14 protein-coding genes are annotated in these 16,280 nt (G+C 62.9%); 2 read left to right on the top strand and 12 right to left on the bottom strand.

Annotated features, from left to right (window positions below):
- Positions 1-279: 279 nt before the first annotated feature.
- The 4 genes from bioB to bioA are packed head-to-tail and all read right to left on the bottom strand — an operon-like array spanning position 280 to position 4,594.
- The gene (gene bioB, locus PW947_RS11245; RefSeq protein WP_299631647.1) at positions 280-1,341 is read right to left on the bottom strand and encodes a biotin synthase BioB; all 1,062 of its coding nucleotides are present in this window, start codon (positions 1,339-1,341) and stop codon (positions 280-282) included.
- Between the two features lie 30 nt (positions 1,342-1,371).
- A complete protein-coding gene (bioD, locus tag PW947_RS11240; protein WP_299631646.1) occupies positions 1,372-2,088 on the bottom strand; it encodes a dethiobiotin synthase in 717 nt (238 codons plus the stop codon).
- Positions 2,085-3,269 carry an 8-amino-7-oxononanoate synthase gene (gene bioF / locus PW947_RS11235; protein ID WP_299631649.1) on the bottom strand — a complete coding sequence of 395 codons (1,185 nt, stop codon included), beginning with the start codon at positions 3,267-3,269 and terminating at the stop codon, positions 2,085-2,087. The genes bioD and bioF overlap by 4 nt, the downstream gene beginning before the upstream one ends.
- Positions 3,270-3,274: 5 nt before the next feature.
- Complete coding sequence (gene bioA / locus PW947_RS11230) at positions 3,275-4,594, bottom strand: adenosylmethionine--8-amino-7-oxononanoate transaminase (protein WP_299631648.1); 1,320 nt, start codon at positions 4,592-4,594, stop codon at positions 3,275-3,277.
- On the opposite strand from bioA, the gene PW947_RS31220 reads away from it, so the two are divergent.
- A complete protein-coding gene (locus PW947_RS31220; RefSeq protein WP_366146114.1) occupies positions 4,565-5,230 on the top strand; it encodes an N-acetylmuramidase domain-containing protein in 666 nt (221 codons plus the stop codon). The genes bioA and PW947_RS31220 overlap by 30 nt on opposite strands.
- Before the next feature lie 64 nt (positions 5,231-5,294).
- On the opposite strand, the gene PW947_RS11225 is transcribed toward PW947_RS31220, so the two are convergent.
- The 6 genes from PW947_RS11225 to aceK form a co-directional block, all read right to left on the bottom strand.
- Positions 5,295-6,632: a prolyl oligopeptidase family serine peptidase gene (locus PW947_RS11225; RefSeq protein ID WP_299631644.1), complete on the bottom strand. Its 1,338-nt coding sequence runs from the start codon at positions 6,630-6,632 to the stop codon at positions 5,295-5,297.
- Positions 6,633-7,283: 651 nt separating this feature from the next.
- Entirely contained in the window at positions 7,284-7,736 is a 453-nt protein-coding gene (locus PW947_RS11220) for a YchJ family protein (RefSeq protein ID WP_299631642.1), read from the bottom strand.
- A complete protein-coding gene (locus tag PW947_RS11215; RefSeq protein ID WP_299631640.1) occupies positions 7,736-8,413 on the bottom strand; it encodes an SDR family oxidoreductase in 678 nt (225 codons plus the stop codon). The genes PW947_RS11220 and PW947_RS11215 overlap by 1 nt, the downstream gene beginning before the upstream one ends.
- A gap of 81 nt (positions 8,414-8,494) precedes the next feature.
- On the bottom strand, positions 8,495-9,694 hold the full coding sequence (locus PW947_RS11210) for an acetyl-CoA C-acetyltransferase (protein ID WP_299631639.1): 1,200 nt from the start codon (positions 9,692-9,694) through the stop codon (positions 8,495-8,497).
- Positions 9,687-10,460: a carbonate dehydratase gene (gene can / locus PW947_RS11205; protein ID WP_299631638.1), complete on the bottom strand. Its 774-nt coding sequence runs from the start codon at positions 10,458-10,460 to the stop codon at positions 9,687-9,689. The genes PW947_RS11210 and can overlap by 8 nt, the downstream gene beginning before the upstream one ends.
- Positions 10,461-10,539: 79 nt before the next feature.
- The gene (aceK, locus tag PW947_RS11200) at positions 10,540-12,381 is read right to left on the bottom strand and encodes a bifunctional isocitrate dehydrogenase kinase/phosphatase (protein ID WP_299631637.1); all 1,842 of its coding nucleotides are present in this window, start codon (positions 12,379-12,381) and stop codon (positions 10,540-10,542) included.
- A gap of 207 nt (positions 12,382-12,588) precedes the next feature.
- On the opposite strand from aceK, the gene PW947_RS11195 reads away from it, so the two are divergent.
- Positions 12,589-13,659: an MBL fold metallo-hydrolase gene (locus tag PW947_RS11195; RefSeq protein ID WP_299631636.1), complete on the top strand. Its 1,071-nt coding sequence runs from the start codon at positions 12,589-12,591 to the stop codon at positions 13,657-13,659.
- Between the two features lie 88 nt (positions 13,660-13,747).
- Here the strand turns inward: PW947_RS11195 and PW947_RS11190 are convergent, their stop codons facing one another.
- Both PW947_RS11190 and PW947_RS11185 read right to left on the bottom strand, forming a co-directional pair.
- Positions 13,748-15,334: an ABC transporter substrate-binding protein gene (locus tag PW947_RS11190; RefSeq protein WP_299631635.1), complete on the bottom strand. Its 1,587-nt coding sequence runs from the start codon at positions 15,332-15,334 to the stop codon at positions 13,748-13,750.
- Positions 15,335-15,601: 267 nt separating this feature from the next.
- Positions 15,602-16,280 (bottom strand): SDR family oxidoreductase (locus PW947_RS11185; protein ID WP_299631634.1); only part of this gene is annotated, 679 nt, incomplete at its 5' end.

The following is a 16,280-nucleotide window of genomic DNA, read 5'->3' as shown; positions in this document are numbered from 1 at the left end:
TGCTGTCGTCGTCAGTGACGGGAAGCCCATTTTCCGGCGAACGGCGTACGAAAACCACTCGGTCCAACATCATAGGACGAAGCCAGCAGGCGAAAACGGTTGCACGAAAGATAAACGCCGCCGCGTGCGATCGCGAGCAACGTGAAAAACGTGTCCAACCCGTCCGCCTTCCATTCGCCGCGCTGCACACACCCCGAAAAAACAAAAAGACCGCAAGCGCCGTCACCGGCACTTACGGTCTTTCAGCACGACCGCCTTACACAGCGGCAGCGATTTCGCTTAATTCGTCGCGTGTCCGTCGCAGCCCTTCGAGCACTCGGCTTTGTCGCTTGCCATCTGATTCGCGGCCTCGGCCTTGATGCCCAGACGCGACAGCAGCTTGCGGTCCGCTTCGGCCTGCGGATTGCTCGTCGTCAGCAATTGATCGCCGTAGAAAATCGAGTTCGCGCCCGCGAGGAAACACAGCGCCTGCAACGCCTCGTCCATCTGCTCACGGCCCGCCGACAGACGCACCATCGCCGTCGGCATCGTGATCCGCGCCACTGCAATGGTTCGCACGAACTCGAACGGATCGATGGCTTCGGTGCCCGACAGCGGCGTGCCTTCGACCTGCACGAGATTGTTGATCGGCACCGATTCCGGATACGGGTCCATATTCGCCAGCTGCGAAATCAGTCCCGCACGCTCGCGACGCGATTCGCCCAGACCGACGATCCCGCCGCAACACACGTTGATCCCGGCATCGCGCACACGCTCCAGCGTATCGAGACGATCCTGATACGTGCGCGTCGAAATGATCTGGCCGTAAAACTCCGGCGACGTATCCAGATTGTGGTTGTAGTAATCGAGCCCGGCATCGCGCAACGCCTGCGCCTGATGCGTCTCCAGCATGCCCAGCGTCACGCAGGTTTCGAGGCCCATCGCCTTCACGCCGCGAATCATGTCCTTGATCGGTTCGAGGTGACGATCTTTCGGATTGCGCCACGCCGCGCCCATGCAGAAGCGCGTCGCGCCGTTCTCTTTCGCGACCTTCGCCGCGGCCAGCACTTCATCCACCGGCATCAGTTTATCTGCGGCCAGACCGGTATCGTGATGAACCGATTGCGGGCAGTACGCGCAATCTTCTTCGCAGCCACCGGTCTTGATCGACAGCAGCGTCGACAGTTGCACCGTATTCGCATCGAAATGCTCGCGGTGCGTCTGCTGCGCACGGAACATCAGGTCGTTGAACGGCAGTTCGTACAGCGCGACGACGTCCGCGACACGCCAGCGTGCAACGGGAACCGCGGGCGCGGCTGCGGCGTGATCGGTGACGGCGGAAGCGGTTTGAAGTTGGGTCATGTAACGATCCTCATCAAGAAGAGAGTGAGTTCATTGCGATGCGCGCAGCGCATGCATGAGCAAAGGCATGTTCAGTTGATCCGCCGCCACGTCGGGCGAGGCGGGGCTCAGATGCGGGACGATTCCGAGCAGCGGCGCATCGTATCGACTGGCGAAGCGCGCACGGATCGTTGCGATATTTTCGTCGGGGAAACTCATGTCCGGATCGACGCGATTCGCGACCCAGCCGACCAGTTGCAGTCCGCGCGCGACGATCGCTTCGGCGGTCAGCAATGCGTGGCTGATACAGCCCAGCCGCATGCCGACGACCAGCACCACCGGCAGGTTCAGCGCGACCGCGAGATCGGCGGTGTCGTGCGTGTCGGTGAGCGGTACGCAAAAGCCACCGACGCCTTCCACCACCACGACGTCCGCGCACTGCATCGCTTGCGCGTGACACTCGACGATCGGCGCGATCTCCAGTTCGACGTTTTCGAGCGCGGCGGCGATATGTGGCGCGGCGGCTTCGTTCAACAGATACGGCGTGCGCATCGCCGCCGGCAGCACGACGCTCGACGCCGCATCGAGCACGTCGGTGTCTTCGTTGCGCGTGACGCCTTCGGCCTCATACGTGCCGGCCGCGATCGGCTTCATCGCGGCCGCGCGCAGTCCTTCGCGCGCGAAGCCGCGCAGCAGCGCCGCGCTGACGAGCGTCTTGCCGATCTCGGTATCGGTGCCGGTGACGAACAGCGATAGCGGCGCGCTCATTGCGTACCACCGGCGCATGCGCGCAAACCGGCTTCGAGCCGATCCAGATCGTCGTGCGAATGGGCGGCGGACAAGGACACGCGCAGCCGCGACGTGCCGACCGGAACGGTCGGCGGACGGATCGCGGGAACCCACAGGCCCGCGCGATCCAGCGCGCCGGCCATGTCGAGCGCCGCGTCGTTCGCACCGATGATCAGCGGCTGCACGGCGGTATGGGAATCGACCGGAATCCACGGCGTCGCCTTGAGCATCGCGCGCGTGCGTTCGATCAACGCGCGCAGATGCGTGCGACGCGCCTCGCCTTCATCGCCGCCGATGATTTTCAGGCTCGCGGACACGGCGTACGCGGCAGCGGGCGTCGAAGCCGTCGTGAAAATATACGGACGGGCGCGCTGCACGAGCCATTCGATCACCGTTGCATGCGCGACGACGAACGCGCCCGACACGCCTGCGGCCTTGCCGAGCGTGCCGATCGAAATCAGGTTGGGCGAACGCAGCGCGGCTTGCGCAATCGCGCCGCGACCTTGCGGGCCGAGCACGCCGAAACCATGCGCATCGTCGAGCACGAGCCAGGCGCTGTGCCGTTCCGCAAGCGCGAGCAGGGCCGCGAGCGGCGCGACGTCGCCGTCCATGCTGAACACGGTATCCGAGACGATCAGCTTCACGTCTGCATCCGACGCGTCGAGCATCGCGCTCAATGCGTCGGTGTCGCCGTGCGGATAGATCTGCACGTCGGCGCGCGACAGACGCGCGCCGTCGATCAGCGACGCGTGATTCAGCGCGTCGGAAAACAGCGTCGTGCCGCGACCGGCCAGCGCGGTCAGCGTCGCGAGGTTCGCCATATAGCCGGTGCTGAAATACAGCGCGCGCGGCGCATCGACGAAACCGCCCGCGAACGCGGCGAGGTCGTCTTCGAGCTGGTCGTGCGCACGCGAGTGGCCGCCGAGCAGATGCGAGCCGCCGCTGCCCGCGCCGTATTTGCGCGCGCCTTCGGCGATCGCTTCGATCAGCAACGGATGCGCGGCGAGGCCGAGGTAATCGTTGCTGGCAAAGCCGATGGTCGCGCGGCCGTCGACGGTCATGTGCGCGGCGCACGGCGTGTCGGCGGTACGCCGACGACGACGCAAACCGAGCGCGTCGATGTCTTTCAGACCTTGTTCAAGGGTGTCGAGCAGATGCAAAGGCATTACAGCGTCTCCGCGAGCGTGGCGTCGAAGGTCTCGCGAGTGCGAGCGGCGAGCCAGTGGAGTTGTTCGTCATCGAGGATGTACGGCGGCATCAGGTAAACCGTCGTGCCGATCGGGCGCAGCAGCAGTTCGCGTTTCAGCGCGTTTTCGAAGAAGCGGCGCGAGAAGGTCCGGGCGTGCTGTGCGTCGGCGATATGCGCGTCGAACGCGAAGATCGTGCCGCGGCTCCGAAGATGGCGCACGTGCGGATGATCGGCGAGCGGCGCCAGCGCTTGTCGCAACACGTCGCTTTTGCGCACGTTTTCGACGAGCACGTTGTCGCTGGCGAACAGATCCAGTGTTGCGAGCGCGGCGCGGCATGCGAGCGGATTGCCGGTGTACGAATGCGAGTGCAGGAAGCCGCGCGCGGTGTCGTCGTCGTAGAACGCTTCGTAGATTTCATCGCGCGACAACACGATCGACAACGGCAGATAGCCGCCGCTAATGCCTTTCGACAGACACAGCAGGTCCGGCCAGATTCCCGCCTGTTCGCACGCGAAGAAGGTGCCGGTGCGCCCGCAACCGACGGCGATTTCATCGGCGATCAGATGGACGTCGAAGCGATCGCAGAGTGTGCGCAAGCCTTGCAGATACGACGGGTCGTGCATCGCCATGCCGGCCGCGCATTGCACCAGCGGCTCGACGATCAGCGCGGCGATCTTGCCCGCGCGTGCTTCGAACAGGGCGCGCACGCTGTCGAGCGCGCGTTCGGCCTGTTGCGCGGCGGATTCGCCGGGTTGCGCGACGCGCGCGTCCGGCGACGCGACGACATGGGCGTGGCGGATCAGCGGATCGTACGCGTCCTTGAACAGCGCGACGTCGGTGACGCCGAGTGCGCCGATGGTTTCGCCGTGATAGCTGTTCGCGACGCAGACGAACTCGCGCTTGTCGTCGTGACCGCGATTGCGCCACGCGTGGAAGCTCATCTTCAGCGCGATCTCGACCGCCGACGCGCCGTCCGACGCGAAGAACGCGTGGCCGAGCGTGTGATCCGTCAACGCGTTGAGACGCTCCGCGAGTTCGACGGCCGGTTCGTGCGTGCAACCGGCGAGCATCGCGTGTTCGAGGGTGTCGAGCTGGTCTTTCAGCGCCGCATTGATGCGCGGGTTCGCGTGACCGAACAGGTTGACCCACCAGGAGCTGATTGCGTCCATGTAGCGGTTATCGGCACGGTCGTAGAGCCATGCACCCGATCCGCGCGACACGGGGATCAGCGGCAGGCGCTCGTGGTGCTTCATCTGCGTGCACGGATGCCAGACGGCTTTGAGGCTTCGGGCGATCCAGTCGCCGGAGTCGCCGGAGTCGGCGAAGGTGGTGGCTTGCGGGGTCGTGTTCGGGTTCGCTGCGCGGGTGGTCAAAACGCTTACTCCTGTGCTGGGTGCTGTTCGCGGCGCGACGTGACCGGTTTTCAATGCGTCCGGCGACGCGCGATGCGGGCAGCGGTTCGGAGATTAGCCGTTTATTTCGTCGCTTGCATCCTTGATTTTTATGGGTTTTTTGAGCCCGGACGCGGAGTTTTGGGGTGTTCGCGCCAATTGTTTTGCGTTCGCGCCGGATCGCCCGATTTCGACGTAGATGACGACGTCAAAGTAGTGGGACCCTTGGGACGGAAATGCTGTGTCGGGTTGACCTGCGGTCGTGATGGTTTGCCAGACGCGTATCGATACGCGCGTTTGGACAATGCATATCTGCTCGACCGCGACGCAGCTATTCAGCCGTGCTTGCGGGGGAAGTGTCGGGTGTTGGGAGAGAAAGTTCGCGCTTTGTTCATGCGGTCACCGTTGGAATTCCTTGAGGTGGCATGTACGTCGGAACGGGTGCAGCTGTTCAGATGCGACGAAGCGCGTCGGGCAGCGTATGAAAAAATCGGCGATGGGGTATCGCGTGTCCAGCTTGCGTTCGGATCGGTGAGTTAGCAGCGGCGAAGATGCGTCTTAAAGAATGCAGTCTCTAAGCCCGCCACCGAACCGCAGCAACGTCTTACTCCCGGCTAGCCAACGCCGGCTTCGCCACATCCTGCGAGTCTCCGGACGCGAACGACGAGCCGCTGTGCGCATCGTCCTTCCACACGACAGACTGATTCACCGCGTACAAGCGGCACGGCGCGGAAGACTGCTTCTGGCAATTCGCCACAGCGGTCGACATCGGATCGTCGCCGCCTTCGGCCCACGACCACGCGCCCGAATCCGACACGGCAAAAGCGCGGCTCGGATACTGATGCAGGAAATTCCGATAACCGTTCCGGCCCGCTTCATCGACGAACGGCACCGCATCGACGGCGTCGACCGATGCGAAGTTTGTCGCTTTCGGCATCGACGGATCCGACACGCGATACTGCACGCCCGTCGGCATTCCAACCCGCGCCAAAAAGGCTTCGACGGCCGGCCACCAGACGCGCACGCCGTCGCGATCGCCGACCAGACGATGCGCATCGTTCTTGTACACGCCGAAATCGACCATCTGCGCACGTGCGCCGTTCGCGACGTAAGCGTCGAACATCGAGGTGACGAGCGTCGGTGCCCACACCGAATCGTTATCGCCGTAAAGCCACAGTGACGGCACGCTCGTGTGCTCGCCATACGTGCCGAACGCACGCGTCAGATTGCCCTGCCAGTCGCTGCACGCGTCCTGACGCAAACCGCCCGAAAAATTGATCAACGCCCGCACGCCCGGCATCGCGCGCTCGCCGTACGCGACCGTCGCCAGTCCGCCATGCGAGGTGCCCGCAACGACGATGTGCTTTGCATCCACATACGGCTGCTTCGACATGAAGCTCACGGTCGCGGCGACATCGACGGCCTGATCGACGCCGTTCTGTGCAACATCGCAACCGTCCTGATGATAAGCGCCGCCCGAATTGCCGAAACCCTGACGGTTCGGCGCGACGACGACATAGCCGCGTCGCACGAATTCGCGTGCGAACGGCACGGGATCGCTGCGTTCCTGCGAACGCGGATCGCCATTGATCTTGCCGTGGTTGAACACGATCATCGGAAACGGGCCGTTGCCGTCCGGTTTGTAGACCGTGGTTTCGAGTGTGACGCTGCCGTCGTCGTCGACCGGCACGCGAATGATCTGTTCGTTCAGACGGGCGGTCGGCAGATAGATGTCGTCGTCGATCGCGATGCGCGGCACATGGGCGCGCGTCAACGGACCGGAATCGGTGGAAGTGGCAGGAGCAGGAATCTGCGGAGCGGCCGAATTTGCCGTGGATGCTTTGGCGGCGCTAACCGACGGTTCGGCAGACGCAACCGAAGCGGTGCAGATTGCCCACGCACACATCACCGCGCCCGCCGTCAAAACTTTTCTGCCCGTCATTCGCCACGCCCACCCTTAAAACCTGCTTTAACACCGTCGCATCTCTCGTCATGCTGCGCGTCGCTGACAAACTCCTTGCAACGCGTCTGAATGCACACACAAAAAGACACTCGCGTTCAGTGCGGGTTAGCGCATGAACGCTGCTCGAGATCGCTCTGGATTACCGGAACCGGCCGACGCGACCCCACGCGTCGATGAGATGCAACACACGATGTACAGCGCGATTCTGTCGGCGCCCTCAAAAACGGGTGATCGGCAGACTGCTGCGCATCTTGCGAGGGCGATTGATTCGCTTCTTCGCGATGTGTTTGCAACACAACTACAGGCCCATCCTGGCACGACAAATTCCGTTTGTGCAATGGATGAGAACCCTGCCGCATAAATTTCGGCGTGGCCAAGCAGAGGCGGCGCACGGCTGTGTGCGCTGCAGCACGCGTCGTGTGGGAAGACGCGGTAATGGAAGTAGAAGTTACTGTCGTCTGTAGCCAACAATGCGCGGCTGCAGAGAGTCTGAACGAGATGTGTGACGTGGCAATTAATGCCGAAGAAACAGTATGTTAGCGCGACGCAATCGATGCGATGTTTGCTTGCCGTGGCAAGCGGTTGCGTCGCGTCGAAGCCCGGTTTTCCGAGCCCCGAAAACGACACTTTTCAGTCGTCGCTGACAACACCATCGACGTAGCGCCAGCGCTGATCGTCGCCGCGCACGAAGCGGCTCGCCTCGTGCATCCGGTGCGCGCGTCCGGCCACTTTGTAGCGGGCAATGAATTCGACTTCGGCGTGCGTGTCGTCGATCGATGTATAGCGCTTGATCTGCAAACCCAGCCAGCGCGGGGAATCGGCGGCGTCGGGATCGACGTCGAGCGACGCGGGACAGGTATCGGGCGTCCACGTCTCGCGCAGATAGTCGCTCGCGCCGATCACGTAAGCGCTATAGCGCGACCGCATCAATTCCCACGCGTTCGGCGCGACGTCGCCGCCATCAATGTAGCGTCCGCAACATTGCGCATAGCGCGGCGCTTTGACACTGGACTTCGCATTGGGCGTGACGCCGCCGCACGGGCAATCGGCGGGTCGTTGCATCGTCAACGTTTGCTGTGACATCACCAGTCGAGCGCCGTGCCGTCGTACTGAAAAAACCGACCGTTGAACGTCGCATGCGCGCTCGCTGCATTGCTCAACACTTCGCGCATGCCGGTGACGCTGCGGGTCGGATCAATTGCGGCTTGCGGGCCGCCCATGTCCGTTTGCACCCAGCCCGGATGCAGCGACACGCACGCCGCGCGACGCGTCTGCAACGACGTCAGCTTGATCGCGTCGTTCAGCGCCGCCTTGCTCACGCGATACAGCCAGCCGTTCGTGCCGCTCGCATCCGAAATGCTGCCCATCTTGCTCGACACGACCGCGAGTACGCCTTGCGCATTCTCGACCAGCGGCAGCAAAACCGGGATCAACTGCATCGGGCCGCGCACGTTGGTTCGCATCACCTGATCGAAGTCGTCCGCGAGAATCGCTTCCACGCCTTCGGTGCGCGGTCCGTAGATGCCGGAGACGATCACGGCCGTGTCGAGTCGCACGCCGTCGAGTTGCCATCCGAGTGCGGCGATCTGTTCGGGTTCGGTCACGTCGAGCTTGAAGGTTTCGGCGTCGAGCGCCTGCAACGCGTCGATCGACGCGTCGTCGCGTGCGGTGGCGAGGACGCGCCAGCCGGCTTTCTTGTACTGCGTGACGAATTCGCGCCCGAGACCTCGTGACGCGCCCACGATCAACACTGTTTTCATACGCTTCCTTTTCGATTCGGTGATGCGGACGGCGCACGCGCATCGCGCCGCCGTCCGCCCAACCCGCCGCCAGTCAAACCGTTAAACCAGTTCGATGCCCATCGCCGTCGCCTCGCCGCCGCCGATGCACAGCGACGCCACGCCGCGCTTCAATCCGCGTGCCTTCAGCGCGCCGATCAGCGTGACCAGAATCCGCGCGCCCGATGCGCCAATTGGATGGCCGAGCGCGCAGGCGCCGCCATTCACGTTGACCTTGTCGTGCGGCAACCGGTGTTCTTTCATCGCCGCCATCGTGACGACCGCGAACGCTTCGTTGATCTCGTACAGATCGACGTCGTCGGCGCGCCAGCCGTTTTTGTCGAACAGCTTGCGGATCGCGCCGACCGGCGCCGTGGTGAACTTCGCCGGTTCCTGTGCAAAGGTCGTATGACCGACGACCCGCGCGAGTGGCGTCACGCCGAGGCGCTTCGCGGTGGATTCGCGCATCATCACCAGCGCCGCCGCGCCATCGGAGATGGACGACGAATTCGCCGCCGTTACCGTGCCGGTTTTGCTGAACGCCGGCTTGAGCGTCGCGATCTTGTCGAGGTTCGCCTTGAACGGCTGTTCGTCGCGCTCGATGGTGAGCTCGCCCTTGCGGCTCGTCACCGTGACCGGCGCGATCTCCCACGCGAACGCACCGTCTTCGTTCGCGCGTTTCGCCCGCTTCAGCGATTCGATCGCGAATGCGTCCTGCGCGTCGCGCGTGAAATCGAACGACGCCGCGCATTCTTCGGCGAAGGTGCCCATCAGACGGCCCTTTTCATACGCGTCTTCGAGGCCGTCAAGGAACATATGATCGAGCACCTGGCCGTGTCCCATGCGCATGCCGGCGCGGGCTTTCGGCAACAGATACGGCGCGTTGCTCATGCTTTCCATGCCGCCCGCGACGATCACGTCCACCGAACCCGCCGCCAGCATGTCGTGCGCGAACATCGCGGCGCGCATGCCGGAGCCGCACATCTTGTTGACCGTCGTGCTGCCGGTGCTCAACGGCAAGCCCGCGCCCAACGCCGCCTGGCGCGCGGGCGCCTGGCCGAGTCCGGCCGGCAACACGCAACCGATCACCGCTTCGTCGATCTGTTCCGGTTTCAGGCCCGCGCGTTCGACCGCCGCGCAGATTGCCGCCGCGCCGAGTACGGGCGCGGTCAGACTGGCGAAATCGCCCTGAAACGCGGCCATCGGCGTGCGCGCGACCGAAACGATGACGACCGGATCGGTGTTCGTGCTTGTCTCACTCATGTTTTAGCTCCTTGATGACACCTTCGATAACTGCGGGTACGTCGCCGAGTCGGGCTGCGTCGGCGGCGACCACGTCGTTGTCGGCCGTATGCGCGCCGCTCGCCGTCACGGCGGCGACGCAACCGCGGTAGGTCGCGTCCAGTTCGGCCGGATCGGAAATCATCATGCCGAGATTGCGCATCTTGCCGTCGTGAATGCCGTACGCCCAACCGTGCACGGTCAGTTCCTGGCCGCGCGCCCACGCATCGTTGACGATGGTGGTGCGGCACACGTTCATCACCTGTTCGATCGCATTCAGTTCGACCAGACGACGATGGCGCGCCTCGCCCATCGGCCATTCCTCGAGCAGCGCCGCGTGTTTCGCGCGCACGTCCTGCACGTGATGCAGCCAGTTATCCGCGAGGCCGATACGGCGGCCGTGCAACGCCGCGCCGACACCCGAGCAACCGTAGTGACCGACCACCATGATGTGCTTGACCTTCAACAGATCGACGGCGAACTGGATCACCGACAGGCAGTTCAGATCCGTATGCACGACGACGTTCGCGATATTCCGATGGACGAACACTTCGCCCGGCGGCAAGCCGATGATCTGGTTGGCCGGCACACGCGAATCCGAGCAGCCGATCCACAGATATTCCGGCGCCTGCTGATGCGCGAGTCGCGAGAAAAACTCCGGATCTTCGGAGAGTTTGCGGGACACCCACGCGTCGTTGTTGTCGAACAGATGGGCGAGCGGATTGGCGGGAGTAGCGTTCGTGTTCATAGATGTGTTGACGGTAACGTGACCGCGCGAGCGGTCGTTGCATGACAGGACGGCAGCGGGGCGGCGCGCATGAGTATGTTCACGCGGCGCGCGCCGTGTCGCGGTTTGCGCCGGACTCGCGGACAGCGTCGGCGGGTGTTGCGGTTGCCGTGAAGCGCTCCGGATAACGGTTGCAAAACCGCACGCTGCGGTCGTACGGAAAGAAGTCGGGCGATTCGCCTCTCAGTAGGTGATCCTTGTGCCGTTGCCACAGCGCGGGATCGAAAAAATCGGCGTGATGTTGCATGAAAGCGTGGCGTACGCGTGTGTCGCCGAGAAGAAACGTGCCGTACGTCTCCGGAAAGATGTCGTGCGCGCCGACCGGATACCACGGCTCGCTCGCCATCTCGTCCTCTTCGTTGCGCGGCGCCGGCACCGCGCGCACGTTGCAGTCGGTCAGGTATTCGATTTCGTCGTAGTCGTAAAACACCACGCGGCCATGACGCGTGACGCCGAAGTTCTTGTACAGCATATCGCCGGGAAAAATATTCGCCTGCATCAATTCCTTCACCGCGTTGCCGTATTCGCAGATCGCGTGATCGACGTCGGCGTCGCTGCCGTTTTGCAGGAACAGATTCAACGGAATCATCCGGCGTTCGATATACACATGACGGATCACCAGATTGCCGGTGTCGTCGTATTCGATCATCGACGGCGCTTCCCGTTCGAGTTCGCGAATCAAGGCATCGTCGAGACGCGACAGCGGCAACGCGACGCTCGAATATTCGAGCGTATCGGCCATGCGTCCCACGCGATCGTGCCGTTTCACCAGCTGATACTTCTGCTGGATTTTCTCGCGCGTGGTTTCTTTCGGCGGCGGGAAACGATCCTTGATGATCTTGAACACGTAAGGAAACGACGGCAACGTGAAAACCAGCATCACCAGCCCCTTGATGCCGGGCGCGATGATAAACCGGTCGCTCGAATGTTTCAGATGATGCAGCAGGTCGCGATAGAACAGATTCTTGCCCTGTTTCTGCAATCCTACCGACGCGTAGATTTCCGCTTTCGGTTTGGCGGGCAGCACCGTGCGCAGAAACTCGACGTACGCGGACGGCACTTCCATGTCCACCAGAAAATACGAATGCGAGAAGCTGAAAATGATCAGCACCTGCTCGCGCGTCAGCAACACGGTGTCGAGCGCCAGCACGCCGGGCCTCGCGTGACGCAGCGGCACCGCGAACGGCAACAGGCGGTCGCCGTTGATAATCCGCCCGATGATATAAGCCGACTTGTTGCGGTAAAACAGCGACGAAAGCACGTGAATCTGAAAGTTCGGCGCTTCGTCGAATGTGCCGAACGCGTCGTGAATCGTCTGCATCACGCACGCGATATCACGGCTCAGATCGTCGAACTCACAGTCGAGCTGAAAGTTCGTCACGATGCGTTCGAGCGTCGCGGCGAGTCCGTCCTGGTTCGGGTAATACGCGCGGTACGTCGGCTTCGCGGCGGGTTCGTCGTTCTCGATATAGTCGGTCGAGATCGCGGGGCGCACGAAGATAAAGTCGTTGTTGAAATACGAGCGATGCAGGATCTTGCAGCAGACCGAATTGAAAAACGTTTCCGCGCATTCCGGCTGCCGATGCGTGGTCAACAAGCCGATGTAATGCAGCTTGATCTGTTGCCAGATTTCGTCGTCGATATGTTCGGCATCGTATTCGTCTTCGAGCAGCACGACGCATTCGTCGACGCGTTCGTCATACGAAGTAATCCGTTCGCGCGCGAGGCTTTGCACGCGTTGCCATTCGCCGTTCTCGAACAGCGTTCTGGCGCGAATCGCGGCGTCGCGAAAGATCCGGTAGTGCCGGTCGAAGCCGTCGAGCATCGTCCGGGCAACGTCGAATCCGATTTGCGACGACAACAGTTTGGGAAAGTGATTCATGTCGACCGTGCGTTCATCCACTGTCGTGAAGACATCCGTGATTGTATCGCCAGGGTGGGCGGCCGCGTAATTAAGCAACGGCAGCAAAAAGCCGGATTGGGCGATAAAATCGTCGTTAACGTTAGCGTCAACCTCGACGATGCGCAACCGCGTGCCGTACCGGGTCTGGCGACAAACATCCACGGCAGATGGAGGAAGACACCCGCAATGAATGCACTCGAACACCAACTCGACTACCCGTTCGGTGATACGCTGCCCGAACCCGGCACGACGCGCGAAGTCGCGCCCGGCGTCTTCTGGCTGCGCATGCCGCTGCCGTTCGCGCTCGATCACATCAATCTCTGGCTGATTCGCGACGAGATCGACGGCCAGCAGGGCTGGACGGTCATCGATTGCGGCATCACGTCCGACGAGATCAAACAGAACTGGGAAACGATCTTCGACACGCTGCTCGACGGCTTGCCGGTGCTGCGCGTGATCGTCACGCACTGTCATCCGGATCACGTCGGACTCGCGCACTGGGTTTGCAGCGGCGGCGACAAGGCGCGCTGGGACGTGCGGCTGTGGATGACGCTCGGCGAATACATGATGGGCCGCGTGATGGCGGCGGGCGACGGCTCGAATGCGGGCGGTCCGGGCGCCGCGCGTCACTTCGAGCGGCACGGTCTGACCGACGAAGCGTCGCTGGATCAGTTGCGCAACCGCACGGGTTACTACCCGAAGCTCGTGCCCGCGATGCCGTCGCAATACCGGCGTCTGCGTGACGGCGACGGCGTGACGATCGGCGGTCGGACGTGGACGGTCGTGACGGGCTTCGGGCATTCGCCGGAGCACTGCGCGTTGCATTGCGAGGCCAGCGGCGTGCTGATTTCCGGCGACATGGTGTTGCCGCGTATTTCGACCAACGTGTCGGTGTTCGATATCGAGCCGGAAGGCAATCCGCTGGCGCTGTATCTGGAATCGCTCGGACGCTACGAAACCATGCCGGCGGACACGCTGGTGTTGCCGTCGCACGGCAAGCCGTTTCGCGGGATGCACACGCGGATCGTGCAGTTGCGCGACCATCACGCGGCGCGCCTCGCCGAAGTGCTGGAGGCGTGTTCGCAAAAGCCGCATAGCGCGGCGGACATCGTGCCGCTGATGTTCCGGCGCAAGCTCGACATCCACCAGATCACGTTCGCGATGGGCGAAGCGCTCGCGCATCTGCATCTGCTATGGCTTCAGGGACAACTCAGGCGCGCACAAGACGATGACGGCGTAATCCGGTTTTCGGCCTGACGCGTAAGCGCGGTCTGAAGGCGCAAAGAAAAAGCCCGGTTGCTGTCGCAACCGGGCTTTTTTTCGCCTGCTGTCAGTTGGCGCGCGCTTACTGCACCGTCACCGTCGCGAAATTCTGACGGCCGAACGGACTCACGTGATAGCCGCTGACGTTGGTGCGCGTGATCGCCGTTGCGGTCGGATAACCGAGCGGAATCCACAGCGCCTGATCGTGGATGATCTTCTGCGCGGCTTCGTACGCTTTTGCGCGCTTCGCCTGATCGGGTGTGGCTTTGCCGTCGGCAATCAGCTTGTCGAGTTGCGGATTGCAGAAGCGCGCGAAGTTGATCCCCGACTTCACCGCGTTGCAGCTAAACAGCGGCGACAGATAGTTGTCCGGGTCGCCGTTGTCGCCGGCCCAGCCCATGAACAGCGTGTCGTGCTGGCCTTGCTTGGCCTGCTTGATCAACTCGCCCCATTCGATCACCTTCACGTCGGCCTTCACGCCGATCTTCGCGAAGTCGGCTTGCAGCAGTTCCGCGCCCGCCTTCGGATTCGGATTCAGCACGCTGCCGTTGGGACGCACCCAGATGGTCGTTTCGAAGCCGTTCGGCACGCCAGCCTCGGCGAGCAGCTTCTTCGCCCTGGCGACGTCATACGGGTACGCCTGGATCGCCTTGTCGTAGCTCCAGGTGTTCGGCGGATACGGATTGGTCGCGGGCGTCGCGGTGTTGTCGAACACGGTCTTCAGATACGTGGTGCGGTCGAACGCCATATTCAGCGCCTGACGGACCTTCGGATTGTCGAGCGGCTTCTTTTCCGTATTCAACGCGACGAACGCGGTCATGAACGCGGGCGTCTGCACGATCTTCAGGTTCTTGTCGCCCTTCGCGTCGGCGAGATCCTGCGGCTTCGGCGACAGCGCGATCTGGCATTCGCCCGCCTTCACCTTTTGCGCACGCACGGTGGCGTCCGGCGTGATCGCGTAGATCAGACGGTCGATCTTCGGCTTGGGACCCCAGTACGTCGGGTTCACGTCGTAACGGATCACCGCGTCTTTGGTGTAGCTCTTCAGCACGAACGGGCCGGTGCCGATCGGCTTCGCGTTCAGATCGGTCTGCTTGCCGGCCTTATCCAGTTGATCCGCATATTCGGCCGAATAGATCGACGCGAAGCCCATCGTGAGGATCGACACGAAGGTGGCGTTCGGCTCGTTCAGTTCGAACTTCACCGTGTTCGGATCGACCTTCGTGACGGCCTTGATCAGTTTCGGCAAGCCCATCGACTGCGCATGCGGAAAGCCGCTCGCGCCTGTCACCTTGTGCCATGGATTGCTGTCGTCGAGCATCCGCGAGAACGTGAAGACGACGTCGTCGGCATCGAGCGGACGCGTCGGCTTGAAATAGTCGGTGGTCTGGAACTGGACGTTCGGGCGCAGATGGAACGTGTACGTCAGGCCGTCCGCGCTGACTTCCCATTTGTCGGCAAGCGCCGGCACGACTTTTTTGGCGGCTTCGTCGTAATTGACCAGCGAGTTGAACACCACGTCGGCCGACGCGTTGGTCGTCACCAGCGAGTTGAACTGGACGACGTCGAAACCGTCCGGGCTCGATTCCGTGCAGACGGTCAGCGGTTTGGCGAACACGAGCACCGGGGCCGTGGCGAGTAGGGCGGCTGCGAGCAGTTTGAAGCGCATAGGATCTCCATAACAGGCGCGGGACGTGGATCAGCGGTTCGGTGCGAGGATGCGCATCCGGACGCGCTGCGGTCGGCTGAAGCGGCCCGCGCGGGACGCCATCGTTATTGATTGTGATACGTTTCCGGCCCGCACGCAGTCTCCTGCCAGCTACGTGACTGTGCGACGCCGTCAGCGCCCAAGCTTAACGAACGGTCGTTGTCTGAACAACGACTTAATCAATATATGGATATGGTTCGACGATCCGGCCGCGCCCGGCGGCCGCTGTCAGTCGGCGTGCGTGGACTGCGAGGATTGCGGTGACGGCGAGCGCGGCTTGCGCGGCGCGCGTTCGAACGCGCGGTCGTACAGCCAGCGCGGCAGCACGTGCAGCACCATCGCGACGATGCGCATCGGCCACGGAAACACCGCGTACGACACCTTGCGCGCGACGGCATCGGCCACCTTGACCGCGAAACGGTCGGCGTCCATCAGGAACGGCATCGGATACGGATTGTGCTCGGTCATCGGCGTGCGGACATAGCCCGGCGCGATGGTCACGACGCCGACGCCCAGCGGCCGCATCTCGACGCGCAACGCTTCGAGATACTTCTGCGCCGCCGCTTTCGACGCGCTATACGCCGCCGATCCCGGCAAGCCGCGCACACCCGCGACGCTCGCCACGCCGACCAGCGTGCCGCGCCGTGCGGCCGTCATCTTCGCGACGAACGGCTCGAAGCTCGCGACCATGCCGAAGTAGTTGACGTCCATCACGTCGCGAAAAGTCTGCAGGTCGCCGTAGCCGGTTAGCGCGCCGCGGCTGATGCCCGCGTTGGCGATGACGACATCGGGCAAGCCGTGCTCGGCGATGTAGTGTTCGGCGGCAGCGGCGAGCGCGTCCGCGTCGCGAACATCGACGGGATAAACGGTCATGCGGTGTTGGGGATGAGACTGCTGGAACGCGGCG

It is taken from the genome of Paraburkholderia sp. (assembly GCF_028283785.1).
Taxonomy (GTDB): Bacteria; Pseudomonadota; Gammaproteobacteria; order Burkholderiales; family Burkholderiaceae; genus Paraburkholderia.
Note: the sequence above shows the minus strand (reverse complement) of the source record. Positions and strands in the feature narration are given on the sequence as shown.